The 23,593-nt window shown below is 72.0% G+C and carries 20 protein-coding genes and 2 pseudogenes; 4 read left to right on the top strand and 18 right to left on the bottom strand.

Annotation, left to right across the window (positions count from 1 at the left end; translation table 11 throughout):
• Nucleotides 1-31: 31 nt before the first annotated feature.
• The 8 genes and pseudogenes from OG485_RS33730 to OG485_RS33695 form a co-directional block, all read right to left on the bottom strand.
• Nucleotides 32-667, bottom strand: coding sequence for an MBL fold metallo-hydrolase (locus OG485_RS33730; protein WP_328672358.1), 636 nt, complete (start codon nucleotides 665-667; stop codon nucleotides 32-34).
• Nucleotides 668-726: 59 nt separating this feature from the next.
• The gene (gene pcaDC, locus OG485_RS33725) at nucleotides 727-2,022 is read right to left on the bottom strand and encodes a bifunctional 3-oxoadipate enol-lactonase/4-carboxymuconolactone decarboxylase PcaDC (RefSeq protein ID WP_328672357.1); all 1,296 of its coding nucleotides are present in this window, start codon (nucleotides 2,020-2,022) and stop codon (nucleotides 727-729) included.
• 382 nt (nucleotides 2,023-2,404) lie between these two features.
• On the bottom strand, nucleotides 2,405-4,855 hold the full coding sequence (locus OG485_RS33720; RefSeq protein ID WP_328672356.1) for an SWIM zinc finger family protein: 2,451 nt from the start codon (nucleotides 4,853-4,855) through the stop codon (nucleotides 2,405-2,407).
• Nucleotides 4,852-7,836, bottom strand: coding sequence for a DEAD/DEAH box helicase (locus tag OG485_RS33715; RefSeq protein WP_328672355.1), 2,985 nt, complete (start codon nucleotides 7,834-7,836; stop codon nucleotides 4,852-4,854). Before OG485_RS33715 ends, OG485_RS33720 begins: the two co-directional genes overlap by 4 nt.
• Nucleotides 7,837-7,990: 154 nt before the next feature.
• Nucleotides 7,991-8,572, bottom strand: a complete 582-nt coding sequence (locus tag OG485_RS33710; RefSeq protein ID WP_328672354.1) for a sugar kinase — start codon at nucleotides 8,570-8,572, stop codon at nucleotides 7,991-7,993.
• The gene (locus tag OG485_RS33705) at nucleotides 8,569-9,756 is read right to left on the bottom strand and encodes an ROK family glucokinase (protein ID WP_328446601.1); all 1,188 of its coding nucleotides are present in this window, start codon (nucleotides 9,754-9,756) and stop codon (nucleotides 8,569-8,571) included. The genes OG485_RS33710 and OG485_RS33705 overlap by 4 nt, the downstream gene beginning before the upstream one ends.
• Nucleotides 9,757-9,885: 129 nt before the next feature.
• Nucleotides 9,886-10,221 (bottom strand): annotated as a pseudogene (locus OG485_RS33700) (ATP-binding cassette domain-containing protein); the annotation flags it as partial.
• Between the two features lie 74 nt (nucleotides 10,222-10,295).
• Entirely contained in the window at nucleotides 10,296-11,033 is a 738-nt protein-coding gene (locus OG485_RS33695; RefSeq protein WP_328674756.1) for a GntR family transcriptional regulator, read from the bottom strand.
• 128 nt (nucleotides 11,034-11,161) lie between these two features.
• On the opposite strand from OG485_RS33695, the gene OG485_RS33690 reads away from it, so the two are divergent.
• Nucleotides 11,162-12,175 (top strand): Gfo/Idh/MocA family protein, encoded by a 1,014-nt coding sequence (locus tag OG485_RS33690; protein ID WP_328672353.1) that lies wholly within the window; start codon nucleotides 11,162-11,164, stop codon nucleotides 12,173-12,175.
• A gap of 91 nt (nucleotides 12,176-12,266) precedes the next feature.
• Here the strand turns inward: OG485_RS33690 and OG485_RS33685 are convergent, their stop codons facing one another.
• The 6 genes from OG485_RS33685 to OG485_RS33660 all read right to left on the bottom strand — a co-directional run bounded on the left by OG485_RS33685 (nucleotide 12,267) and on the right by OG485_RS33660 (nucleotide 18,307).
• The gene (locus OG485_RS33685; RefSeq protein ID WP_328672352.1) at nucleotides 12,267-12,770 is read right to left on the bottom strand and encodes a hypothetical protein; all 504 of its coding nucleotides are present in this window, start codon (nucleotides 12,768-12,770) and stop codon (nucleotides 12,267-12,269) included.
• Nucleotides 12,771-12,800: 30 nt separating this feature from the next.
• The gene (locus OG485_RS33680) at nucleotides 12,801-13,976 is read right to left on the bottom strand and encodes a cytochrome P450 family protein (RefSeq protein ID WP_328672351.1); all 1,176 of its coding nucleotides are present in this window, start codon (nucleotides 13,974-13,976) and stop codon (nucleotides 12,801-12,803) included.
• 508 nt (nucleotides 13,977-14,484) lie between these two features.
• Complete coding sequence (locus OG485_RS33675; protein WP_328672350.1) at nucleotides 14,485-15,759, bottom strand: sensor histidine kinase; 1,275 nt, start codon at nucleotides 15,757-15,759, stop codon at nucleotides 14,485-14,487.
• 314 nt (nucleotides 15,760-16,073) lie between these two features.
• Nucleotides 16,074-16,466 carry a ribonuclease domain-containing protein gene (locus OG485_RS33670; RefSeq protein ID WP_328672349.1) on the bottom strand — a complete coding sequence of 131 codons (393 nt, stop codon included), beginning with the start codon at nucleotides 16,464-16,466 and terminating at the stop codon, nucleotides 16,074-16,076.
• Between the two features lie 244 nt (nucleotides 16,467-16,710).
• A complete protein-coding gene (locus OG485_RS33665; RefSeq protein WP_328672348.1) occupies nucleotides 16,711-17,319 on the bottom strand; it encodes a dihydrofolate reductase family protein in 609 nt (202 codons plus the stop codon).
• A gap of 172 nt (nucleotides 17,320-17,491) precedes the next feature.
• A complete protein-coding gene (locus OG485_RS33660; protein WP_328672347.1) occupies nucleotides 17,492-18,307 on the bottom strand; it encodes an AIM24 family protein in 816 nt (271 codons plus the stop codon).
• Nucleotides 18,308-18,577: 270 nt separating this feature from the next.
• Between OG485_RS33660 and OG485_RS33655 the strand changes: the two genes are divergently transcribed.
• Together OG485_RS33655 and OG485_RS44085 are read left to right on the top strand one after the other, a co-directional pair.
• Complete coding sequence (locus OG485_RS33655; protein ID WP_328672346.1) at nucleotides 18,578-19,468, top strand: prohibitin family protein; 891 nt, start codon at nucleotides 18,578-18,580, stop codon at nucleotides 19,466-19,468.
• Between the two features lie 580 nt (nucleotides 19,469-20,048).
• Nucleotides 20,049-20,271: pseudogene (locus OG485_RS44085) on the top strand (GyrI-like domain-containing protein); the annotation flags it as partial.
• 52 nt (nucleotides 20,272-20,323) lie between these two features.
• Here OG485_RS44085 and OG485_RS33645 read toward each other — a convergent pair.
• The 3 genes from OG485_RS33645 to OG485_RS33635 all read right to left on the bottom strand — a co-directional run bounded on the left by OG485_RS33645 (nucleotide 20,324) and on the right by OG485_RS33635 (nucleotide 22,158).
• A complete protein-coding gene (locus tag OG485_RS33645) occupies nucleotides 20,324-20,677 on the bottom strand; it encodes a LuxR C-terminal-related transcriptional regulator (RefSeq protein WP_328672345.1) in 354 nt (117 codons plus the stop codon).
• Nucleotides 20,678-21,130: 453 nt separating this feature from the next.
• Entirely contained in the window at nucleotides 21,131-21,454 is a 324-nt protein-coding gene (locus OG485_RS33640; protein ID WP_328672344.1) for an AzlD domain-containing protein, read from the bottom strand.
• Nucleotides 21,451-22,158 carry an AzlC family ABC transporter permease gene (locus tag OG485_RS33635; protein ID WP_328672343.1) on the bottom strand — a complete coding sequence of 236 codons (708 nt, stop codon included), beginning with the start codon at nucleotides 22,156-22,158 and terminating at the stop codon, nucleotides 21,451-21,453. The genes OG485_RS33640 and OG485_RS33635 overlap by 4 nt, the downstream gene beginning before the upstream one ends.
• A 68-nt stretch (nucleotides 22,159-22,226) precedes the next feature.
• Here OG485_RS33635 and OG485_RS33630 point away from each other — a divergent pair, with 68 nt between their 5' ends.
• The gene (locus tag OG485_RS33630) at nucleotides 22,227-22,796 is read left to right on the top strand and encodes a helix-turn-helix domain-containing protein (protein ID WP_328672342.1); all 570 of its coding nucleotides are present in this window, start codon (nucleotides 22,227-22,229) and stop codon (nucleotides 22,794-22,796) included.
• A gap of 33 nt (nucleotides 22,797-22,829) precedes the next feature.
• Here OG485_RS33630 and fabG read toward each other — a convergent pair whose 3' ends face one another.
• Nucleotides 22,830-23,549 (bottom strand): 3-oxoacyl-[acyl-carrier-protein] reductase, encoded by a 720-nt coding sequence (gene fabG, locus OG485_RS33625; protein ID WP_328672341.1) that lies wholly within the window; start codon nucleotides 23,547-23,549, stop codon nucleotides 22,830-22,832.
• Nucleotides 23,550-23,593: the final 44 nt, after the last annotated feature.

Below are 23,593 nucleotides of genomic sequence, written 5' to 3'. Positions count from 1 at the left end.
TCGGGCGCTGCCCGGTTCGGGCGCTGCCGGATCAGACCTCCGCGGACGCTCCCGGCGTGAGCCGCAGATGCTCGGAGCCGCCGAGGGCGCCGATCTGGCGGTCGTAGATCGGTCGGGCCAGGTCCGTGAGCAGGGCGTCGTGGATGTCGTACGCGCGCTGCGGCTTGACCTCGCGGACGTACTCGATGACCTCGGAGATCTTGTTCCACGGGGCCATCACGGGGAGCATCAGCGTCTCGACCGGCCGGTCGGGGACGGTCAGGGCGTCCCCGGGGTGGAAGACGCGGCCGCCGTCGACGAGATAGCCGACGTTGGTGATGCGCGGGATGTCCGGGTGGATCACGGCGTGCAGTTCGCCGTGCACCTGGACGTCGAAACCGGCGGCGGTGAAGGTGTCGCCGTGACCGACGGTGTGCACCCGGCCGGGGAAGGCGGCGGAGACCTTCTCCGCCACCGACCGCAGCGTCCAGATCTCGGCCGCCGGGTCGGCCTCCATGGCCGCGCGGAGCCGCTCCTCGTCGAAGTGGTCGGGGTGCTCGTGCGTGACGAGGAGGACGTCCGCGCCCAGAGCGGCGTCCTCCTCGCTGAAACCCCCGGGATCGATGACGAGCGTCCGCCCGTCCTTCTCGAGACGGACGCAGGCGTGCGACTTCTTCGTGAGCTTCATGAGTCCATCCTGCCCCCGCACAAGCTCGGGGGCTCAGCCCTGTGGACGACTCCGCCGGCTCACTCCTGGGGGGTCGTCTCCTCATGGATGATCTTCTGGGCCACCCGGAAGGCGCTGTTCGCCGCCGGCACACCGCAGTAGACGGCCGCCTGGAGCAGCACCTCCTTGATCTCCACCGGGGTGAGACCGTTGCGCAGGGCGGCGCGGGTGTGGACGGCCAGCTCGTCGAGATGGCCGCCCGCGACCAGGGCGGTCAGCGTCACGCAGCTGCGCGAACGCCGGTCGAGTCCGGGCCGGTCCCAGATCTCGCCCCACGCGTACCGGGTGACGAACTCCTGGAAGTCCCCGGAGAACTCGTCCGCCGAGGCCAGCGCCCCGTCCACGTGCGCGTCCCCCAGCACCTCGCGGCGGACCTTGATCCCGACGTCGTAGGGATCCTGCCACCCCATGGGCTCGGGCTCGACGGGGGCCGGGGCGATCTCGGCGAAGGGCCCGACCGGTGGCGGGGCCGCCTGCACGGGGTACGCCGGCGCGGCCGGGACCGCCATCTGCCCGGTGGACGACTCGAAGGCGGGCAGCCAGGCGCTGGAGAAGTGCCGTACGAGCAGATCCGTGACGGCGGCGGGCTGCTCCACGGGAACCAGGTGCGAGGCACCGGGGACGACCGCCAGGCGGGCGTCCGGTATTCCGGCGACCAGCGTGCGCGCCTCCGCCGGGCCGGTGACCTGGTCGTCGGAGCCGGCCAGGACGAGGGTGGGAACACCCACCATGCCCAGTTCGCCCCGCACGTCGAAGGCGGCGAGCGCCTCACAGGCCGCGATGTAGCAGCCGGGGTCGGTGGTACGCACCATCTGCACGGCCCACTCGGTGATCGCGGGCTGGGCCGCCGCGAAACCGCTGGTGAACCAGCGTTCGGGCGCGGTGCGGGCGATCGGGTCCAGGCCGTTCGACCTCACGACCACCCCACGCTGACGGAACTCGTCGGCCGTACCGAAACGGGGCGAGGCCGCGATCAGCGCGAGGGAGGCCACGCGCTCGGGGCGGCGCAGCGCCAGTTCGAGCCCGATGGCCCCGCCGAACGCGCAGCCCGCGTACCCGAAATGCTGGATGCCGAGCCGGTCGAGCGTGGCCAGCAGCCGCCCGGCGAGCTCGGCCACCGATCCGGCCGGATACGCGGGCGCTCCGCCGTGTCCCGGCAGGTCGAACCGGAAGATCCGCCAGCTCTTCGCGAGCTCCGGGACCTGCCTGTCCCACATGTGCCAGGTGGTGCCGAGCGAGGGTCCGAGTATGAGGACCGGAGCGTCTTCCGGGCCGTCGAGGCGGTACTGGAGGGCAGGGGTCTTCGTCTCACTCACCGCCCCACGCTAGCTTCCGGGCCCGTTCGGACGGAAATGGGGGCCGCTCGTCCACGGTGCCCCCACCAGGCCGCCACATGTGCACACACCATGGCAGGACCTCCGTCGATGGGCCCGCCGGACCGGAAAGAAGCCGGAAAGGGGCTGGACCGGACCGAACCGGATCACGAAGGAACGAATCGGCTTCGGAAAAGAACAGCCGGGGACTGCTGGCAAACGGCTGACAACGGCTGGGAACGGACCGTCCAGGACCGGCTCGGCGCGCACGGAAACGACTCGGGGCGCACCTGTGCCCGTGGCGGTGTCCGGGGCCCGGCGGCCGTGCCGGGGCCACTGCGGGCCGGTGTCCGGGCCGACCGCCGGTCCGGGGAGTCTCGTGCGGTCAGAGCTCGCCCGGTGCGCCGAGGCCCGTCAGGGCGCCGACCGGGTCGAGGTCCGGGGTGCCGCGGGGCCACCAGTCGTCATGGCCCGGCTCGGACTCGTAGGCGTACCACAGGCCGTTGCGGCCGAGGCGGAGCTGGGCGTGGCCGCGCGGGTGGGTGAGGTGGTTGCGCCAGGGGCGGAAGGCCGGGAAGTCGGCGGCCATCAGCAGCGGCCGGGCCCGGTCGAACCGGCCCGCCGGGGGGTCCCAGGGTTCCTCGAGCACGGCGAGCGCCTCGAACCCGCCCTGGCGCCAGGCGGCGACCGCCCGTGCCAGATCGACCGGCGTACGGCCGGTCGCGGAGGCGAGTGAGGAGTAGAGGGCGCGGGTGGCGGCCGTGAGCCCCGACCCGGGGCGGGCCGCCGCGATGCGCACCGCGTCCTGCCAGAGCGTCAGTTCCGCGACCGGATCGCGGCCCGAGGCCAGCAGCGCGTACGCGCGAGCGGCCGCGTCCGTGGCCAGCTGGTCCAGCGCGAAGGCGTCCGGGCCGCCCGGTACACCCGGGTAGGCCGGCGGCTGCTCGGGATGCGCGGGCGGAGGCAGCGGAGCGGGCAGGGGCGGCAGCACGCGCCGTGCGAGGGCGTCACGGGCGCGTACGCCGGCCGGCTGTGCCGGTTCCCGGTCCTGGGCCGCGCGGGCCGCACGGGTGGCGTTGCGCCGGGACAGCGCGTCGAGCAGCTCGCGCTCGCCGCGGCCGCGCAACAGGAACAGGACGAACGGGTCCTGGTCCAGCAGCCGCGCCGTCTGGTAGCAGAGTGCGGCCGCGTGCTTGCAGGGATGGCCGAAGTCCGGGCAGCTGCAGTGCGGTTCGAGCTCGCCGGGGCCGGGCAGCAGTTCGACACCGCAGTCCGCGAGCGACTTGGGCATCTCCTTGTCGAGCAGCGCCGCGATGTGTCCGGGCCGCTCGGCGGCGGCGTCGAGGAAACGGTCCCAGTCGCCGTCGGTCAGTGTCCGCACCCTGACCTGGACGCGGTACGGCCGCGGCCGGCTCCCGTGCACATAGGCGAGCACCAGACCCGGTGTGACGGTGACGGCGTCGACGTGGCCATGCCCGGCGTACGTCCGCCCGCGCGCCAGCCGTGCCGCGTCGAGCGCCCCTTCCTCCAACGCCGTGACCCACGCGTTGCCCCACCATGTCTCCGCGAACCGGCCGCCCTCCTCCCGGGCCCGCGCGGCGAAGGCGGGGAAGGTCCGGCGCATCTCACCGTCACGGCCCGGGGATGCCATGGACCGAGGGCGCCGCTCGGCGGGGACGGCCTGCTCCGGGTCTCGCGCCCCGGTGCTCGACGACGCGAAGGACTCGGTGAAGGGCTCGGTGAAGGGCTCGGGGGTGGGGGCTTCGGCGAGGAAGGGCTCGATGCCGGAAGACCCGGCGGTGACGGGCTCGGTGGCCGCCCGCGCCTCACTCTCGGGCGCGGGGTTCGCGCCGTGCACGGCGTCCGTGAGGTGCTCGGGACGCACGGCGTCACCCGGGTGTACGGGGTGCTCGATCCGGCCGGGGTTCCGGTCGCGCGTCGCCTCGCCGGTGCCGTCGGCGGGGTGGGACGGGTGTCCGGGCCGTGCGGGGTCCGACGGCTGCTCGCCGGTGTCGGCGGTGACGTCCGGGGGCAGCCGGAAGGCGTTCGCGAGCAGATCGCGAAGGTCACGCTCCTGGGACGCCCGTTCCCTGGAGACGGAGTGCACGCGATGGTGTCGCCCCCGTGCACCGGCGCCGGATGTCCTGTCCGGCCGGCGCCTCGGGCCGGCTCCCTTGCCGTCGGTGCTCCCCTCCCCGCTGCCGTCCGTCCCCTCGGACCGAAGCCGCCTCGCCTCGTCCCGTGCGGCACGCAGCGCCTCGCGCGCGATGTCACCGGGGCGGGCGCCTTCCTGGGGCCGCTCACCGGAACGACCGGTCGTGGCGGGCTCCCCGGACGCCGGATGCCCTGTCGGTGTCCCGTCGGGGCTCTTCCCCGGGCCGGCCTCGGCGGCATCCTCGGACGCCGGAGGCGGCGCGTCGCTCGCCGCCGCCCTCCGCAGAGCCTCGCGCGCCACGTCGCCCGGCCTCGCCCCCGGAGCGGACGGCCTCAGGGGCACCCCGGACGCCTGGGCCGCGGGAGCCTCGGGGGCCGCCGTCGACGTCACGGGTGGCGCGGACGGCGCAGACGGCACCGGCAGATCGGCGGGCGTGGACGACACGGACCCCGTGCCCGCCGCCGCCTCACGGTCAACACCGGCATCAGCCCCGGCACCCGCACCCGCACCCGCACGATCGTCGGCCGCCGCGGCCAGCCGTGCGGCGCGCAATGCCCGGCGGGCCTCGTCGGCGGGGCGGTCTCCGGTGACGGGACGGGGCAGACCCGGTCCGGCGCCCTCGGCCGGTTCTCCGGCCTCGGTCCCGGGCACGCGGGGCTCCTCCGCCTCGGTCCCGCTCATGACGGCCTCCGGAGCGAGACGAGGTCCGACAGCTCGCGGTCGGTGAGCTCCGTCAGGGACGCCTCGCCGGAGCCGAGGATCGCTTCGGCGAGGGCCCGCTTCGCTTCGAGCATCTCGGCGATCCGGTCCTCGACCGTGCCCTCGGTGATGAGCCGGTGCACCTGGACGGGCTGGGTCTGGCCGATGCGGTAGGCGCGGTCGGTGGCCTGCTCCTCGACGGCGGGGTTCCACCAGCGGTCGAAGTGGACGACATGGCCGGCGCGGGTGAGGTTCAGACCGGTGCCGGCGGCCTTGAGCGACAGCACCAGGACGGGGGTCTCCCCGCTCTGGAAGCGGTCCACCATGTGTTCGCGGTCGGCGACCGGCGTACCGCCGTGCAGGAGTTCGACCGGGACGGCGCGGGCGGTCAGATGGGCCGTGATGAGGCGGGCCATGCCGACGTACTGCGTGAAGACGATCGCCGAGCCGTCCTCGGCGAGCAGGGTGTCCAACAGCTCGTCGAGCAGGGCCAGTTTGCCCGAACGGGAGGGGGCTCCCTGTGCGGCCGCCCGCGCGTCCTCCTTCAGGAACAGGGCCGGGTGGTCGCAGATCTGTTTGAGGGAGGTCAGCAGCTTGAGGACCAGTCCCCGGCGGGCGATGCCGTCGGTGGTCTCGATCGCCAGCAGGGATTCGCGGACCACCGCCTCGTACAGGGAGGCCTGTTCGCGGGTGAGCGGGACCGGGTGGTCCGTCTCCGTCTTCGGAGGGAGTTCGGGGACGATGCCGGGGTCGGACTTCTTGCGGCGGAGCAGGAACGGGCGGATCAGCCGGGCGAGCCGGGCCACGGCCTCCTCGTCCTCGCCGTTCTCCACGGCGCGCGCGTGCCGGGCGCGGAACGACTTGAGGGGGCCGAGCAGACCCGGGGTCGTCCAGTCCAGCAGAGCCCACAGTTCGGAGAGGTTGTTCTCCACGGGTGTGCCGGTGAGCGCGACGCGCGCGGGGGCCGGGATCGTGCGCAGGGCCTTCGCCGTCGCCGAGTACGGGTTCTTGACGTGCTGCGCCTCGTCCGCGACGACCATGCCCCAGCGCTGTTCGGCGAGATGGGCGGCGGCCGAACGCATCGTGCCGTACGTGGTGAGGACGAAGCCGCCGTCGAGCCCGTCGAGGGTGCGGTCGGGGCCGTGGAACCGGCGCACGGGGACGCCGGGAGCGAAACGGGTGATCTCCCGCTGCCAGTTGCCGAGGAGCGACGCGGGGCAGACCACCAGCGTCGGTTCGCTGCGGGCCCGCTTCAGGTGGAGCGCGATGAGTGTGACGGTCTTGCCGAGGCCCATGTCGTCGGCGAGGCAGCCGCCGAGGCCGAGGGAGGTCATGAGGTCCAGCCAGGCGAGCCCGCGGAGTTGGTAGTCCCGCAGGCGGGCGTCCAGGCCGGGCGGGGGCTCGACGGGGGTCACGCCCGCCGTGAGGCGGTCGCGCAGAGTGGCGAGGGCCCCGACCGGGACCGCCTCGACGGTCTCCCCGTCGACCTCCGCGGTTCCGGTGAGCGCGACGGACAGGGCGTCCACCGGGTCGAGCAGGCCCAGTTCACGCTTACGGGCCTTGCGGACGAGGGCGGGGTCGACCAGGACCCACTGGTCGCGCAGCCGGACGACCGGCCGGTGGGCCTCGGCCAGCGCGTCCATCTCCGCCTCGCTGAGCGGATCTCCGCCGAGGGCCAACTGCCAGCGGAACTGGAGGAGTTCCTCGCTCTCGAAGAATCCGGTCCCGTCGGTCGCCGAACCGGGCGCGGGACGCACCACCGCGGCGGCGCTCAGGTCGTGCGCCAGGTCCCGGGGCCAGTGCACGGCGACACCGGCCGCGCCGAGCCGGGTCGCCACGACCCCGAGCAGGTCCGACAGCTCGTCCTCGGAGAGGGCGAGCACATCGGGCACGTCCTGTTCGGACAGCCGGTCGAGGGGTGGCCAGACCCGGGCGGCGCGACGGACGGCGAGGGCGGCGTCGACGCGGGCGCGGGGTCCGAACACCGTGTCGGCGTCCCCGGCCCACAGGGCGGCCGCGTCGACGACGAGGGTGGGGTCGGCGAGGCTGTGCACCTGGACGACGGCGGCGCCCGCGCGCCGCGCTCCCTCGCCGTCGTCGAAGAGCTGGTGGGCGGAGAGGTCCAGGCGCAGCGAGATCCGTACGCCCGCGTCCATGCCGGCGGCGACCTCGGCGGCCCAGTCGTGGGCGCCGGTGAGCCGCTGCGGCTCGCGGGCCGCGAAGGGTCTGCCGCAGGTGTAGGGCGCGGCGGGGGTGCGGGGCAGGGTGTCGGCGACCGCGTCCAGGAAGGACCGCACCAGGGCTTCCGGTTCGGGCAGCCGGACCGGTCCCCTGCCGGGCAGGGGGACGGCGTGTCCCTCGTACGGGAGGGCCGCGGCGACGGACCGCAGGTGGGCGATGTCGTCCGGGTTCAGGGGACCCGCGCGCCAGGCGTCGAAGCCGTCGGGGGTGAGTCCCGGCAGCAGCTGGCCGCGGGCGACGAGGCGCAGCGCGTGCAGCGCGGCGGCGCCCCAGCACACCGTGGCGGGATGGGCTCCGGGGTCGCGCCGCGCCCCCGCGAGCACGGGCAGGGCTTCGCCGAGGGAGAGGATCAGGGCGGGGACGGTGCTCCTGCGGACGCCCGTGCCGTGCGGCCGTACGACCGTCAGTTCGGTGTGCTCGCGCGCGGACGTTCGCGTGCCGGGCGACGTCGCTCCGTCGGGGTGCTCCCCCGGCCGCGGGCCGTCCCCGTCGTCCTCGGCGGGCAGGGGTTCGCCCCGCGGGTCCCAGAACGCGACGCGTCCTTCGCGGGGCAGCCGCGCGGGCAGGAAGACGGCGGCGAGCCGCGCGGAGGGCGGCTGGTCGGCCGGCGGCCGCGTGAGGTCCCGCGGCCGGGGATCCGCCGTGGACGCGGAGGGTGCCCATGCCGAAGGCGCGCCCGCGGAAGGCACCCGCGCGGTCACCACTTCCGCCGTGTCCCGCATACGCCCGGTCACCTCCCGCCCGTCGGTCGAATCAGTTGTCTTCGACTCTACGGGCGGGGTCTGACAATCGGCTCCCACGACCGCGGCGGGCGGCGTCGGACCCGTCCGGGCCGGATCGCGCAGAACCGGGGTACGGGATCGTGAGCGGGACGGGCTACGGAATCGTGCGCGAGACGATGTACACCATGGGGTGGTCCGTCCGGGAACCGTTCACGACGATGTCCTGGGTGGGTGCGGGGTCCTTCTGCTTGTGCACGAGTCCCCACCACGGGCCGGGGCCCGTGAAGTCCCACCCGACGACCTTCTGATTGCGGTCGCTGATGGTGATGTGGTCCTTCTTCAGGGCGGAGCGGCTCTTGCCGACACCCTTGAGGAAGGCGTCGAGACCCGCCTGGGTGGTGCCGAACTGGACGTACAGCCGGCTGGTCTTCCAGTTGTTCGTCTCGTAGTACGCGACGTCGGTCGATTTGCCGGGGATGGGCACCTGGTAGAGGCGGCGCTGGACGCGCGAGGGCCAGCCCGAGGTGAGGCCGGTCGCCGAGTACTTCTCCTCCTTGACCTTGCCGCTGTTGCGGCTCTGGTCGGCGGAGATCACCAGGTAACCGGCCGGGACGCCGATGAGCAGCACGATGATCAGCAGGGTCAGCGCGCGGCGGCGGAACTTGTGGCGCGGGTCCTCGGGCGGCCGCTGGGGCTCGTCCGGGGATGTCGCCTGACGGGGGAGCGAGGCGGTCACCGCGACTCCTGCTGCGTCGTACGGCGGGTCTCGGCGTAGCGCTCGTACCGCTCGTAGCGCTCCACGCGGCGCCGCTTGGCGCGCCGGAACCGGCGGGCGACGAGCCGCGCGAGGTCGGCGGCCCCGACCATGCCGGCCTCGGGCCCCAGCTGGGCGCGTGCGATCCGTGCCTCGGGACGGTAGCCGCGGCCCGTGAGGTGCCGGCGGAAGGCGTCGCGGGCGGGTCCGATCAGCAGGTCGTCGGCCGCGCTCACACCGCCGCCGATGACGAAGCAGGAGGGGTCCAGGGCGGCGGCCAGGTTGGCGATGCCGACGCCGAGCCACTGACCGATGTCCTGGAGGAGTTCGACGCACATGGCGTCGCCCTCGCGTGCCAGCTCGGTGATCATCGGGCCGGTGATGTCCCCGATGTTGCCCTTGACGTGCTCGATGATCCCGAAGGCCACCGGGGAGTCGGCCGCGGCGAGTTCACGGGCCTCGCGGACGAGTGCGTTGCCGGAGCTGTACTGCTCCCAGCAGCCGCGATTGCCGCACGGGCAGCGGTGGCCGCCGGGCACGACCTGCATGTGGCCGAACTCTCCGGCGACCCCGAACTTGCCGCGCTTGACCTGGCCGTCCTCCAGGATCGCGCCCCCGATGCCGGTGCCGAGCGTGATCATCACGAGGTGGTCCTCGCCGCGCCCGGCGCCGAAGCGCCACTCGGCCCAGGCGGCGGCGTTGGCGTCGTTGTCGACCAGGACCGGCACCGCGAGCCGCCCGGCGAGGCGGTCGCGCAGCGGTTCGTTGCGCCAGGACAGGTGGGGGGCGAACAGGATGCGGCTGCGCTCGGCGTCGACCCAGCCGGCCGCGCCGATGCCGACGGCGTGCACGTCGTGCCGGTCGGAGAGATCCAGCACCAGCTCGACGATGGTGTCCTCGACGACCTTGGGGCTCTTGGACTTGTCCGGCGTCTCGGCGCGGACCTTCTCCAGGATGTTGCCGTCGGCGTCCACCACACCCGCCATCACCTTCGTGCCGCCGATGTCGATGCCGACGGTGGGGACGCGGGGGGCCGTCAGATGGGAACGGCGCTCGCGTGTGCCCACGGTCCGCAGGACGGTGGCCCGCGCGGAGCCGATGGGGGTGCCCCCCGCGCGAGCGGAGCCGAGAGCTCGGGGCAGCGCGAGGTCGCGGTAGGTGCTCATCGCGCCGATTCTGCCTTACGCCGCACCGGGGCCGCACCGTGGAAGCGCCGTGACACATGTGACGAGTGGGTCGCCTGTGGCCTGTTCCGGCCGGCCCGCGGGGCCGTCCGGGTCACGGTCCCGCGCCCCTCACAGGGCACGGTTCTCCAGCTCGTGCCGCAGGTCGTCCAGCTCGCTTCCGCCCGCCATCTGGCGCGTCAGCTCGTCCGGCGTGATCCCGTCCCGGGCGTAGCTGCCCGACATGGTGCCGCGCTTCAGCAGGACGAAACGATCACCCACGAGATACGCGTGATGCGGATTGTGGGTGATGAACACGACACCCAGTCCTGCGTCTCGTGCGGCGGCCACATATTTGAGGACCACACCGGACTGCTTCACGCCGAGTGCGGCGGTGGGCTCGTCGAGCACGAGGGCCTTGGCGCCGAAATGGACGGCGCGGGCGATGGCCACGCACTGGCGTTCGCCACATCACGGCTCCCGCGCGCGGCGGAACGGGCCTCGACGACACTCGACGGCCGTACGGAAGACGGACCGCCGGGTCAGGGGCGTACGAGGAGCTGGAACTCGAAGGAGTAGCGCGAGGCACGGTAGATGTGGGAGCCGAACTCCACGGCGCGGCCGGTGTCGTCGAAGGTGGTGCGCTGCATGGTGAGCACGGGGGCCCCGGCCGGCTCGTCGAGCCGCTCGCCCTCGTCCGCGCTGGCCGCGCGGGCGCCGACGGACTGACGGGCGCTGTGGAGGGTGATGCCGGCCCCGCGCATCAACCGGTACAGGCCGGTGGCCTCCATGCGCTCGTTGTCGAGTTCCAGCAGCTCGGGAGGCAGGAAGTTGCACAGGTACGCCATCGGCTCACCGTGCGCGAGACGCAGTCGTTCGACACGGTGGACCTCGCTGCCCTCGGTCACCCCGAGGGCGGCCGCGACCTCGGGGGACGCCGGTTCGACGGTGTTGACGACCACCTGGGTCGCGGGGCGCTGGCCGGCCGACTCCAGGTCGTCGTAGAGGCTGCTGAGTTCCAGGGGGCGCTTGACCTGGCTGTGCACGACCTGGGTGCCGACGCCACGGCGCCGTACGAGGAGCCCCTTGTCGACGAGGGACTGGATGGCCTGGCGGACCGTGGGGCGGGACAGCCCGAGCCGCGCGGCGAGCTCGATCTCGTTGCCGAGCAGGCTTCCCGGGGTCAGCACTCCGTGTTCGATGGCGGCCTCGAGCTGCTGCGACAGCTGGAAGTACAGCGGGACCGGACTGGTGCGGTCGACGCTGAGCTGGAGCGACACGGTCGGATCCACAACTGGTTTGGCCACGGATCGAGCGTAGCTCCGGGAGATGTTGACGGGAAGTTGTGAAGTTCGATTGTCCGGACAAACCATTGACAGCGCGACGGGTGGCCCCTCAGTTTGTTCCCATGCGCATCGGACTCATCGGAGCGGGCCGTATCGGTACATTTCATGCGGCCACTCTCAGCCGCCACCGTGAGGTCGGCGGCTCTCTCATCGTCACGGACGCGGATCCCGCACGGGCTCAGCGGCTGGCGGACCGGCTGGGCGCGACGGCGGCGCCCACCGTGAACGAGATCTTCACCTGGGGCGTGGACGCGGTGGTCATCACGGCCGCCACCTCGGCCCACGCCGAACTGATCGGCCGGGCGGCACGCTCCGGGCTCCCGGTCTTCTGCGAGAAGCCCATAGCCCTCGATCTGGTGGGAACACTGGCCGCGCTCGCCGAGGTGGATGCCGCCGGAACGGTTCTGCAGATGGGATTCCAGCGCCGCTTCGACGTGGGCTACACGGCCGCCCGCGAGGCGGTGCGCTCGGGCCGGCTCGGCCGGCTGCACACCGTTCGCGCGATGACGTCGGACCAGTCGCCGCCTCCGGCCGACTACCTCCCGCTCTCCGGAGGGCTCTACCGCGACTGCCTGATCCACGACTTCGACATGCTGCGCTGGGTCAGCGGCCGTGAGGTCGTCCAGGTGTACGCGACCGGCTCCGACGCCGGGCCCCCGATGTTCCGCGAGGCGAACGACATCGACACCGGGGCGGCCGTCCTCACCTTCGACGACGGCATGCTCGCGACGGCGACGGCCACCCGCATGAACGGCGCGGGCTACGACGTCCGCATGGAGCTCTCCGGCGAGCTGGACCAGATCGCCGTCGGCCTGGACGACCGTACGCCGATCGCCTCGACCGAACCTGCCGGACCGCCGCCCGCGGACAAACCGTGGACAGGCTTCCTGGAACGCTTCGGCCCCGCGTACGAGGCGGAGCTCGCCGCTTTCGTGGAGGTGGTCCGCGGCGAGCGCGCCAACCCCTGCGACGGCCGCGAGGCACTGGAGGCGCTGCGCATCGCCGAGGCCTGCGAGCTGTCGCGGCGCGAGCGACGCGCGGTCTCCCCGGCGGAGATCCCGGGCGGCAGGCTCTGAGCCAGGGCGCACACCGCGCCCCCACTGGCCCCCTTTCCTCCGGCTCTCTCCCTCCGCCGAGAGGGGCGGGCAACAACGGGGAGTGAGTGCGTCATCGTCGGCCGTCGAGGAGCCGGACCGCCGGGGTCTCGCGGTCGACCGCGAGCAGCCCGTCGCAGTGCTTGCACCTCAGGTGGTACGGCCGCACCAGGTTGGTCTGGATGCTGCCGGTCCCCGACTCCTCCGCCTCCGGGCAGTGATAGGCGAGGTGCAGCCGGACCCAGGGGTGGCTGGTGGGCGCGGCGGCCTTCCGGTCGTCCCGGGTGTCGGTGAAGGGCGCCCACCAGAAGTCGACCAGGGCGCGGACCGCGAGCCGGTCGCCGCCGCTCGTCGTGTCGAACCCCGCGATCCTGCCCGCGGTGCGGTGGCTCTGGAATCCACTGCGGCTGCCGGAGCACTGGGCCTGCTCGGCGCCGCGCTCGAACACCGTCGTCCGCCCGGTCCGCTCACAGATGAAGCAGTCGAGGGTGAACTCCAGCCGGGATCGCCAGTAGAGCTGATGGTGGGTGTTCGCAAGGCCGGTCAGCTCCGCGGTGATCTCCGCCGTACGCAGCACGGGCAACGCTCCTCCCACGGCACGGGCCGCTCACCAGCGCACCGGCATTCGGCGCACACCTCGCATCAGCATGCCGGGCAGCCAGCCGCTCGGCGGTCCGTCGAGCGCCAGGTCCGGGCACCGCTCCAGCAGCGAGCGGAGAGCCACCTGGGCTTCGAGCCGGGCCAGCGGCGCGCCCAGACAGTAATGGATGCCGTGACCGAAGGCGAGATGTCCGCGGGGCTCGCGCCGGAGGTCGAAGCGGTCGGGCGCCGGATAGCGCGCCGCGTCACGGTCGGCCGCGGTGAGGCCTATCATCACCTCTTCCCCTGCCGCGATCGCCGTGCCGCCGATGTCGAGCGGCTCGGCGGCATAGCGGAAGGTCGCGTTCTCCACCGGCCCGTCGTGGCGCAGGGTCTCTTCGATGGTGCCGTCGAGGAGCGTCATGTCGGCCCGCAGGGCGGCGAGTTGGCCGGGATGTCCGAGCAGCGCCCGGACGGTGCCGGAGATCAGGTTGACCGTCGTCTCGTGTCCGGCCACGAGGAGCAGGAACGCCATACCGCGCAACTCCCGCGCGGAGAGCCGGTCACCGTCCTCGGCGGTGGTCCGGATGAGACCGCTGAGCAGGTCGTCCGTGGGACCCGAGCACCGCTTGTCCTCGATCAGGTCGCCCAGATAGTCGGCGAGTTGGACGAATGCCTTCTGCTCACTCTCGGCGCTGGTGGGAGCCACCGTCTCCGTGGACAGCGCGCGGAACGCCGCCCGGTCCGGCTCGGGCACCCCGAGCAGCTCGCAGATGACCGTCAGCGGCAGCGGATAGGCGAAGGACTCGACGAGGTCGGCCCGCCCGCGCGGAAGCATCGCGTCGAGCAGCTCGTCGGTGATCTCCTGGATCCGCGGGCGCAGTGCCGCGACCCGCCGGCCGGTGAACTCGCCCGCGATCAGTGTCCGGAGCCGGGTGTGCTGCGGCGGGTCGGCGAACAGCATGTGCCGGCCGATCAGTTCCTCTCCGTAGAACACGAACCCCGCCGAGTCCGCGTTCTTGGCCAGCCGCGGGTCGGCGAGCGCGGCGCGCGCCTCCTCGTACCCGACGACGAGCCAGGTCTCATGGGTCTCGTCCGGCGACGGCAGCCGCACCCGGTGCACAGGACCGAGCGCGCGTAACTCGGCGTAGACCGGATGCGGATCCTCGGTGAACCGCGCTCCGTACTCCCCCAGATCGATCACGACTCTCCCTCCCGTCACCCCGCCCAACGCACGAGCGCCCTCACCAGTGCCCGTCCCCGCTCCTCGAACGCCAAAGGGGCTGGATCCCGCCCCACCCCGGTCCAGCAGGCCCTACAACCGGCTCTTCGCCCCCTCCGCCCCTACCCGACCCACCCTGGGGCTTCCGCCCCAGACCCCGCCCCTCAAACGCCGGAGGGGCTGAAAATCACGCCCGTGAGGGCCGACACCCAAGCCACCACACACCCGCAGCGAACGGCCTGAACCACGACGCACCCGCAGCCGGGATCCGGCGGGAGGGGCCGTGCCGGTACATCACATGCCCGTCGCTTACGCCCGGATCGAGCAGCGGCTCCCTCCCGAACCCACGTCTGATCCAACGGCGACGGGCGGATGCACCGGCACGGCCCCGACCCCCCACCGGACCGACACCGCCAAGGGCCAGCTCAACGAACCCACACCGCAAACGCCGGCGCAGCGAACCCGCACGGCAAACGCCCGCCCAAGCCGCCTACGCCCCCCACGGCAACCACGCCCGAACCCGGAACCCCCCACCCCCCAGCACCCCGTGCTCAAGCCGCCCTCCCGCCAGCGTCGCCCGCTCCGTCAGCCCGATCAGCCCCTGCCCGGACCCCGGGACCTTCGGCACCGGACCCGGCGGCGCGGGGTTGGCGACGGTCACGGTCAGCCCGGCGCCGGCCGACCCCCGTACCGTCACCGTGACCTCGGCCCCCGGTGCGTGCTTGCGCGCGTTCGTCAGTCCCTCCTGGGCGATGCGGTACGCGGTGCGGCCCACGGACGCGGGCACGGCGGCGGGGTCGACGACCCGGTTGTCGAGGACGATCTTCGCGCCGGCGGAGCGCGACTCGGCGACCAGCGCGTCGAGCGCCGCCAGCGTCGGCTGCGGCCGCCCCGCCTCGTCGGAGTCCCCGGCCCGCAGCACCCCGATGATCTCGCGCAGGTCCTGAAGGGCCTCGTGCGCGCTCTCCCGGATCACCCCCGCGGCCCGGGCGACCTCCTCCCGCGGCGCGTCGGGCCGGAATTCCAGTGCGCCCGCGTGCACGCTCAGCAGCGTGAGCCGGTGCGCGAGCACGTCGTGCATCTCGCGCGCGATCGCCTCGCGCGCGAGCCGCTGCGCCTGCTCGGCCCGCAGCGCCGCCTCGGTCTCGGCCCGCCGCGCGCGGTCCCGCAGACTCAGCATGAGCTGGCGCTTGGACCGTACGACCATGCCCCAGCCGACCACCGCGGAGGTGAGCAGCGCGGTGACGGCGAGGGCGGCGGGGTACGGCAGCTCGGGGTCGGGCCGCAGCCAGAAGAACGCCGGGAGCAGCACGAGCTGGACGCCCGCGACCCAGGCCACGTACCGGAAGGGCCGGTGCACGGCGAGGGTGAAGAGGGCGACGAGTCCCGCGCCGCCCGCCGTGTTCGAGACCAGGCCGACGGGGATCATGGCGACGGCCAGGCCCAGCGGCCAGCGCCGGCGCAGCCAGACCGCCGCACAGGCGAGCGCGCCGATGAGCTGGTCGGCGACGGCGAGCGCGTGCGGGACGTTCGGGTCGTCGGTGAGGGTGTTCGCGGCCGCGAGGCCGATGGCGACGGCCAGCAGGAAGCAGCCGAAGTCGACGACCCAGTCGCGCACGGTGCGCCGGGGCCGTCCGGAGGGTCCGGCGTGCTGGGCGTCGGGGTCGAGGTCCGCGGCCACGGCCGACGGCAGGAGCCAGCGCCGGGCGGTCAGGACCGGCGCTGGAACGTCACGCGGCTCGGGTGTCGGACTGTCACCACTCACGGTCGACAAATCTACGCAGCCGAACCCGCCGCCACCTCTCCGCGAGCCAAGTCGGCGACCGAAGTCGGCACGCTTCGGACTTTCGTCCGACGGGGAACGGCGCCCTGCGGCTTCGGCCGGACATGCCTCGCCCCGCGGCCGATGCGCATGGGGGGGTCCGCGGGGCGAGGGTCGTCCCATGAAACAGGTGCTGGAGATGCGGTCTCGCCGCCCTCGTTCAGGGCGTCCTCGGTCTGGTCCAGGAGGTCACCGGCCGACTGCACGGTCGGGACCCGAGCCCGGGTGAACAGCGATCAGGCGTCCGGCAGCCTGGATCAGCAACCGAAGTTGATCAGCTTGAACGTGACGTAGTGGTCCGCGGTGTAGTAGTCCTCCAGGGTCTTCTTGCCGGTCACGATGCGACGGGCACCCCGTGTCGAGGAGCCGGGCGTCTTGACCGTGTACTCGTGGTAGTAGCCGGTGGACTGGGCGGGCAGCACGCTCTCCCTGTTCTGGAAGACGGCACCGTCCTGCGAGTACGGGAAGGGGCCGCCCGAGTCGATCAGGTCCAGCGTGTCGTACGCCTGGGACGGCAGCGCGCCGTAACAGATGCTGCCGACGGAGGCCGCCGCCGCGTCGGCCGGAGCCACGGCGGTGCCGCCGATGAGCAGAGCGGACATGAGGGCCACGAGGGCGCCGATACGGGTGGTTCGTGGGGGGAATCTCATGAACCCAGGATGATGCGCGTAGATGACATGTCAATGTCAAGCGCGTTGATTTCTCCGGTGAACTCCGGGGAATTTTCTGGGAGTCGATGTGTCACACAGGGGTCGGCCGGCGGCCTTCACCGAAGGCGGCCCGGCGGTCGACCCTCGGCGGACAGCGGTCGACCCTCGGCGGACAGCGGTCGACCCTCGGCGGCCGACGGTCGGCCCCCGTCCGACGAAGGCCGACCGCGAGCCGCCCGCGCTCCTAGTAACTGCCGTACGTCGGCCGGCCTTCGCTCTCGTACGTGTTGATCGCGACGCCGGCACCGGTGATCGTCCCGCCGGTGCGGCGGAACGCGGTGGGGGCGGCGCCCTCGGCGAAGAGGCGGCGGCCCTCACCGAGGAGCACGGGGAAGGTCATCACGTGCAGGATGTCGATCAGACCGAGCGCGAGGAGGGACTGGGCGAGGACGGCGCTGCCGTGGATCTGGAGCTCGCCCTCGGTGCGCTCCTTGAGGGCGGTGACCTCTTTGCCGAGGTCGCCGGTGATCACGGTCGTGCCCTCCCAGGCGGGCTCGGTGATCGTCGAGGAGACGACGTACTTGGGCAGCGCGTTCAGCTTGGAGGCGATCGGGTCGGCCGGGTCGGTCATCTTCGGCCAGTAGCCCGCGAAGATCTCGTACGTACGCCTGCCCAGCAGGAACGCGTCGACGTGGGAGAAGTTGTCGACGACGAAGCGCAAGAAGTCGTCGTCGCCGAAGGGAACGCTCCAGCCGCCCTGGCCGAAGCCGCCGCTGGGGTCCTCCTCGGGACCGCCCGGCGCCTGGTGCACTCCGTCGATACTGACGAACGCGGTGAGGGTGAGCTTGCCCATGACGGTGCCTGCTTCCTTACGGTGGGGTCTGCTGCCATCAGGACAGACCCCACCGGCGCCCGCAACTCATCGGTCCGCGACGAAAACGCCCTGCATCCTTCCACCGGTCCCGCGCCCCGCACGGGACTCGCACCCCGTTCCGGTCGACGGCGTGCCCCGTGCGGGCCGGGACTCACCCCGCGCCGGTCGAGAACAGTCCGCCCGTCGGGCCCTGCTTGTCGCCACCCTGGGCCTTTCTCAGGGCGTTGGCGAGGCTCTCGATGGTGAGGGACTGAAGGATCACCCGTCCGTTGCCCTCCAGGGTGGCCAGCGACAGGCCCTCGCCGCCGAAGACCGCGTTCATCAGACCCTGCCGGTTGAGTCCGCCGATCCGCTGGACGCCGTACTGGATGCCGTCCTCGAAGGCGACCACGCAGCCCGTGTCGACCTCGATGCGTCCGCCGAAGTCGGCCGGGTTCAGGTCGATGAAGTTGCCCGCGCCCGCGATGATCACCGTGCCCTGGCCGGTGAACTTCTCCAGGACGAATCCCTCGCCGCCGCTGCGCCCGGTCCGCCCGCCCTGGAAGGCGATGCCGAACTGCACGGTCGACTCCGCCGCCACGAACGCGTCCTTCTCGGCGAACCACGCGCGCGTGCCGTCGAGCTCCAGGGCGCGCATCTCGCCTGGCAGCACGCCCGCGAAACCGACGGTGCCCTCGCCGCCCGTCGACGTGAAGTACTGGAACGCCAGCGACTCGCCCGCGAGGGCGCGCTGACCTGTCTGCATGGCCGTGCCCACGGCCTGGCGCAGCAGGCCGCCCCTGCCGCCTCCGCCGCCCTGCTGCCCGCCCCCACCGCCGCCCGACGGTCCGGAGAGCCGCGTCTCCATGGTCACGTTGGTGGTCTTGAACAGGAACTTTCCCGCTTCGCAGTACACGGTCTGGCCGAGGCGCAGGTTGACGACCGCCATCTGCATGGCGCTGCCGACGATTTCTTGCTGAAGAGTCACGCCGTGAGAACGCGGGAAGCGGAGCAAAGAGTTCCGGTCGTCCGGGTGAGGTGGGGGCGTGTGCGCCCACTCCCGTCCCGGCCGGCCCTGAGTTCTCGTCGCTCCGGTTCTCGTCACGGCTTGTCGTCGCCCCTGACTCCGTGGAGGAGACCGGTACCGGAGCCGGCGGTTCTTGCCCGGCTCGGGTCATGTACCCGACACCCGAGATCGCTACGATGCGCCGGTGCCGCGCCCCAGGAGGCGCGGTCACGTTTCCGGAGGGGGATACCTGTGTTCGTGCTGTCCATCCTGCTGCTCATAGTTGCGGTAGTGCTCCTTCTCGTCGGCCGCGGCCGCACTCCCGCGGGCCACTGGAAGCTCGGGGCGGCGCTCAGCGCCCTTGCGGGTGTGCTGGCAGGCGCCTTCGCCTGCATCCATGTCGTGAGCGCCTACGAGGTCGGCGTGCCGGTCACCTTCGGCAAGCTCGGCACACCGCTGACCTCGGGCATGCACTTCAAGTCACCGTTCACCGACGTCACGTCCTTCTCGACCCGCCCGGTGGACCTCGACCTCAAGGACAAGGACGTGGTGGAGGTCCGCTCCTCGCAGGGCGGCGTGCTCTACGCGGACGTCACCATCAAGTGGGCCGTGGTGCCGGCCAAGGCCGTCGCGCTGTACCGGCTGGCGGGCAACGAGGAAGCCGTCGAGGAGCGGCTGGTGCTGCCGGACAGCCGCGAGATCATCCGCAACGTCTTCGCGAAGCACACCAGCGAGGAAGGTTACGCGTCCGCCCGCGAGCAGATCAGCACGGAGATCGCCGATCTCGTCAACGAGCGACTGGCACCGCGCGGCATCGACGTCACTTCCGTCAACCTGCGCAATGTGAGGCCGTCGGAGAAGCTGCAGGACCAGATCGACAAGAAGATCCAGCAGGAGCAGGCCACCGAGCGGGCCACCGAGGCGGCGCGGACGGCCAAGGCGGAGGCGGAGCGCAAGCGGATCGAGGCGGAGGGCATCGCCGGTGCCAACAAGATCATCGAGCGGTCGCTGAGCGACAAGGTGCTGTACAACCAGTGCCTCGAGGCGTACAAGGAAGCCGCGAAGGCCCACCCGGTGTACGCGGTGCCGTGTGGCACGGACTCGAACGGCACTCCGGTGATCGTGGACAACAGCAAGAACTGACGCCGCCCCGGCCAAGGATTGCCGGCTCATGACGTCCGGCGGCCTCGCCCTCTCCAAGCGGGAGAACGAAGCCGCCGAACCTGCCGGTCACGGGGGAAATGCGCCGGACGGCATGTCGGGTGGGGCCGGCCGGACGAGCCGCTCCAGATCTGCCCGGCGCCAAAGCTGTTCCGCTGACATCGACGACCACGGTGAGCCGGGCTGGTCCCGAACCCCGCGCCCGGCGAACTCGGTGTCCTTTGAGGATCTTGGCGACCCTTGCCGATCAACGCTCATCCATGACGTTTCAGCAGGTCAGACGCCATCATCTGTGGTGGTGCTTCTCGGCTCTTGTCAGCCTGTTCCTATCCTTGCGTCCCCAACACGTCCTCAACAAGGCCACAAGGCAGCAGATCGAAGACATGGGAGGCGATCTCGCCAGCGCAGAAAGGGGTCTCGAACTCGCGCGCAGCGGATTCCCCTTCCAACGCGCAAAGACTCCGCCCCGGATGTCGGGGCAGAGCCCCTATGGCCCTGTTCGCAGGCCAAACGTTGTCTTCGTCTTGTCGGGCCGCTGGAACGACAATCCCCAGCGCCGCAGATGACGACCTTGCCCGTCCCGGCCGACACCTGGGCGGTCTTCGCCACCTCCGGTCCGGCGCCGGAGGCCATCCAGCACCTGTGGCGGGACGTGTTCACCCAGTGGTTCCCGTCCAACCCGTACCGCGGCCGGGCAGGGCCCGAGATCCTCAGCGTCCGTCCGGCGGCGGGCAAGGCCGGAGGGGGAGGTCGGCGCCGAGCTGTGGCTTCCGGTGGAGCGGGAGGAGGGCTGGCCCCCGGCCCCGCGTGCGGACCTCCGGACCCGCACGCGGCCGGTCAGGCGGGAAGCAGCAGGTACGGGGAGAGGCAGGCCGAGGTTCCGCCGCCCCGACTGAAGGTCTCCCAGGCGAAGGCGACGATCCCCGCCTGTAACCGGGACTCCACGTCGAGCTTGGCCAGGATCTGCGCAACATGGGCCTTGGCGGTGCGTTCGGTGATGGCGAGCCGTGTCGAGATGGTCCGGTTCGACGCCCCCTTCGCCAGCAGGTGGAACACGTCCAGTTCACGCTCGGAGAGCAGCGGGACCCGGCGCATCACCGTGTCCCAGGCGTGGTCGCGGGTGAGGACTGGGCGGTCCGGAGGGACATGGGTCTTCCGGACGGGTGAGCCGAGGGTGTCGGTAATGCTCATCGTGTTCGGGTACTCCTGCTTTAAGTACGGGGGTGGAATGAGACCGCAGCGGTCGGCCAGTCGAGGCTTGGCGAAATCCGGAGAAAAGTATTTCAGGTTACCCATGGAAACCGGCAGGACTTCTTTTGCCTGCCGACGGCCGAAATTCAGCCGACTGCCTAAGCGTCGGCAAAGCGAAACGTGGGGTATGTTTACCGGAACCGTGCACGAGGTGATCCCGACAGGGGTCATGGCCGCGATGCAGCCCGCCTGAACCGATTCACCTGCGGTGATGAGCGTGGCTCACGGTTTGGATCATGGTTCGTCCGCAGCGTACTGACGGCCGATATTGGCGGACAACCCGTAATCCACCATGTGAGATGAGAGTGGCTTGAATTCGCCGTAAAGATCTGCGGAAAATCGTTTTCCGCGTTGTGGGTTCGGTGCGGAATATTCCGCCTGGACGGCCGCCGGTCAGCGCACTCCGGCGAGCCGGAGCAGGGCGGCCGCACCGGCGGCGGCGAATACGACGAGGAGGAACGGGGCCTTGCGCCAGGCGAGTATGCCGCCCACCGCCACGCCGATCGGGCGGGCCAGGCCCGCGAACCCGTGTCCTTCGGCGAGCGCGGCCGTGGCCGTCAGGGCCGCGAGCAGGACGACGGCGGAGGCCTCCAGCAGTTCCTCCGCCCGCTCCGGGAAGGTGATCCGGGCCCGCAGGGCCGGTCCGGCGAGCCGGAGCAGGAAGGTGCCCCCCGCGAGGGCCAGCATCGCGATGAGCGTCGGGACGGCGTTCTTCATCGGCCGGCTCCTTGGTCGGCTTCCCCCGTCGCCGCGGCGACGGTGAAGAGCGGCAGGGCGGCCAGGGCGACCAGGGCGACCAGCACCGGGAGTCCGGCGGGGAGGAAGGCGGTGGAGGCCAGCGCCAGGACCACTCCGGCCAGGGAGGTCAGCCGCAACTCGCGCTGTTTCAGGGCGGGCAGGATCAGCGCCAGGATCACTGCGGGGAACATGGCGTCCAGGCCGAGGGCGTCGGTGTCGTGGACGACGCCGCCCAGCAGGGCGCCCAGCGCGGCCCCGGTCGGCCAGCAGATCAGGATGCCGAGCCCGCAGGCCCAGTATGCGGCCCGCTTGCGCGGGAGTCCGTCCTGGGCGATGGCGAAGACGACGGTCTCGTCGTTCATCAGGTGTGTGCCGAGCAGGCCCTTCCAGCCGCGGCCGAGGACGTCGGGGACGGCCAGGCCGAACGGCACGTGCCGGGCGTTGACCAGGAGTCCGGCCAGCAGGGCGGCAATCGGACTGCCTCCGGCGGCGATGATCCCGACGAACAGGAACTCGGAGGAGGCGGCGAGGACGAGCGCGCCCATGAGGACCGGGAACCACCAGGCGAAGCCCGAGGTGACCGCGATGGCGCCGTACGACAGGCCGATGACGCCCACCGCGAGGCAGACGAGCGCGATGTCACGCCATTGGGCACGACTGAGAGTTTTCCATAACGAACGCATGGCGTTTATAGTGAACGGTAAGGAAGTGTTCGTCAAGGCGAACGATTGACCATTGGAGCGAACATCTCGTGTCCGAAGCCGACCTCCCGCTCAAGCCGCCGCTCGAAGCGATCGCCGCCTCCCTGCGCGCGGAGCGTGTCCGGGCCGGGCTCTCCCTCACCGAGGTGGCCCGCCGCGCCGGACTGGCCAAGTCCACGCTCTCCCAGCTCGAATCGGGTGCCGGGAACCCCAGCCTGGAGACCCTCTGGGCGCTCTGCGTGGTCCTGGAGATCCCGTTCTCCCGGCTGCTGGCCGCCTCCCGACCCGCGGTCCAGGTGATCCGGGCGGGCCAGGGGCCGGCCGTGGTCTCGGCCGAGGCCGACTACCGGGCCACCCTGCTGGCCGCGTCCCCGCCCGGGGCCCGGCGAGACGTCTACAGCATCGCCGCCGAACCCGGTCCGCAGCGTTCGTCCGCCCCGCACATGCCGGGCGTGGTGGAACACGTGGTGATCGGTACGGGCCGGGCGCTGGTCGGGACCGCGCAGGAACCGGTGGAACTTCTGCCGGGCGACTACATCGGCTACCCGGCCGACGTCCCGCACGTCTTCCAGGCGCTGGAGACCGGCACCACTGCGGTGCTGGTCTCCGAGCACCTCTGACTTCGGCCCTCGGGCCGGGGACACACGACGGGCTCAGTGCCCCATGCCGAGGCCGCCGTCCACAGGGATGACGGCTCCGGTGATGTACCCGGCTTCCTCGGAGGCGAGGAAGCGCACGGCGGCGGCGATCTCCTCCGGCTCCGCGCTGCGCGCCAGCGGCACTTTGCCCAGGAACGCGGCGCGCTGCTTTTCGCTCAGTGCCCTCGTCATGTCGGTCTCGACGAAACCGGGCGCCACCAGATTGCAGGTGATCCCGCGCGAGCCCAGTTCGCGGGCGACCGAGCGGGCGAAGCCGACCAGACCGGCCTTGGAGGCCGCGTAGTTGGCCTGCCCCGCCGCACCGAGCAGGCCCACCACGGAGGAGATCAGGACGATCCGGCCCCGACGGGCCTCCACCATGCCGGTGGCGGCGTGCTTGACGATCCGGAACGCCCCCATCACGTTGGTGTCCAGGACCGCGGCGAAGTCCTCCTCGGCCATACGCAGGACCAGCTGGTCCCGCGTGATACCCGCGTTGGCCACGAGCACCTCGACCGGGCCGTGCGCTTCCTCGACCTCGTGGTAGGCCTTCTCGACCTGCGCGGAGTCGGTGACGTCGCACCGCACGGCGAGGCAGCCGAGCCGGAGCGCGGCCTCCGGCGGCTCGCCGGAGCGGTAGGTCAGCGCGACCTTGTCGCCGGCTTCGGCGAAGGCGAGGGCAACGGCGAGGCCAATGCCCCGGTTTCCTCCGGTGACCAGGACGGAACGGCTCATCGGTTCAGCGCACCTTTGCTCGGATCATCTCTGATGTGTCTGGG

It is taken from the genome of Streptomyces sp. NBC_00328 (assembly GCF_036139655.1).
GTDB lineage: Bacteria > Actinomycetota > Actinomycetes > Streptomycetales > Streptomycetaceae > Streptomyces.
This window is presented reverse-complemented; position numbering and strand designations above follow the sequence as displayed.

What these genes read in the sequence shown, in the direction of transcription:
- OG485_RS33635 (WP_328672343.1), bottom strand. Translation starts at nt 22,158, where the DNA reads ATGCGTTCGTTATGGAAAACTCTCAGTCGTGCCCAATGGCGTGACATC.
- OG485_RS33705 (WP_328446601.1), bottom strand. Translation starts at nt 9,756, where the DNA reads ATGAGCACCTACCGCGACCTCGCGCTGCCCCGAGCTCTCGGCTCCGCT.
- OG485_RS33665 (WP_328672348.1), bottom strand. Translation starts at nt 17,319, where the DNA reads ATGGGCAAGCTCACCCTCACCGCGTTCGTCAGTATCGACGGAGTGCAC.
- OG485_RS33640 (WP_328672344.1), bottom strand. Translation starts at nt 21,454, where the DNA reads ATGAAGAACGCCGTCCCGACGCTCATCGCGATGCTGGCCCTCGCGGGG.
- OG485_RS33670 (WP_328672349.1), bottom strand. Translation starts at nt 16,466, where the DNA reads ATGAGATTCCCCCCACGAACCACCCGTATCGGCGCCCTCGTGGCCCTC.
- OG485_RS33690 (WP_328672353.1), top strand. Translation starts at nt 11,162, where the DNA reads ATGCGCATCGGACTCATCGGAGCGGGCCGTATCGGTACATTTCATGCG.
- fabG (WP_328672341.1), bottom strand. Translation starts at nt 23,549, where the DNA reads ATGAGCCGTTCCGTCCTGGTCACCGGAGGAAACCGGGGCATTGGCCTC.
- OG485_RS33715 (WP_328672355.1), bottom strand. Translation starts at nt 7,836, where the DNA reads ATGCGGGACACGGCGGAAGTGGTGACCGCGCGGGTGCCTTCCGCGGGC.
- OG485_RS33720 (WP_328672356.1), bottom strand. Translation starts at nt 4,855, where the DNA reads ATGAGCGGGACCGAGGCGGAGGAGCCCCGCGTGCCCGGGACCGAGGCC.
- OG485_RS33645 (WP_328672345.1), bottom strand. Translation starts at nt 20,677, where the DNA reads ATGAGCATTACCGACACCCTCGGCTCACCCGTCCGGAAGACCCATGTC.
- OG485_RS33730 (WP_328672358.1), bottom strand. Translation starts at nt 667, where the DNA reads ATGAAGCTCACGAAGAAGTCGCACGCCTGCGTCCGTCTCGAGAAGGAC.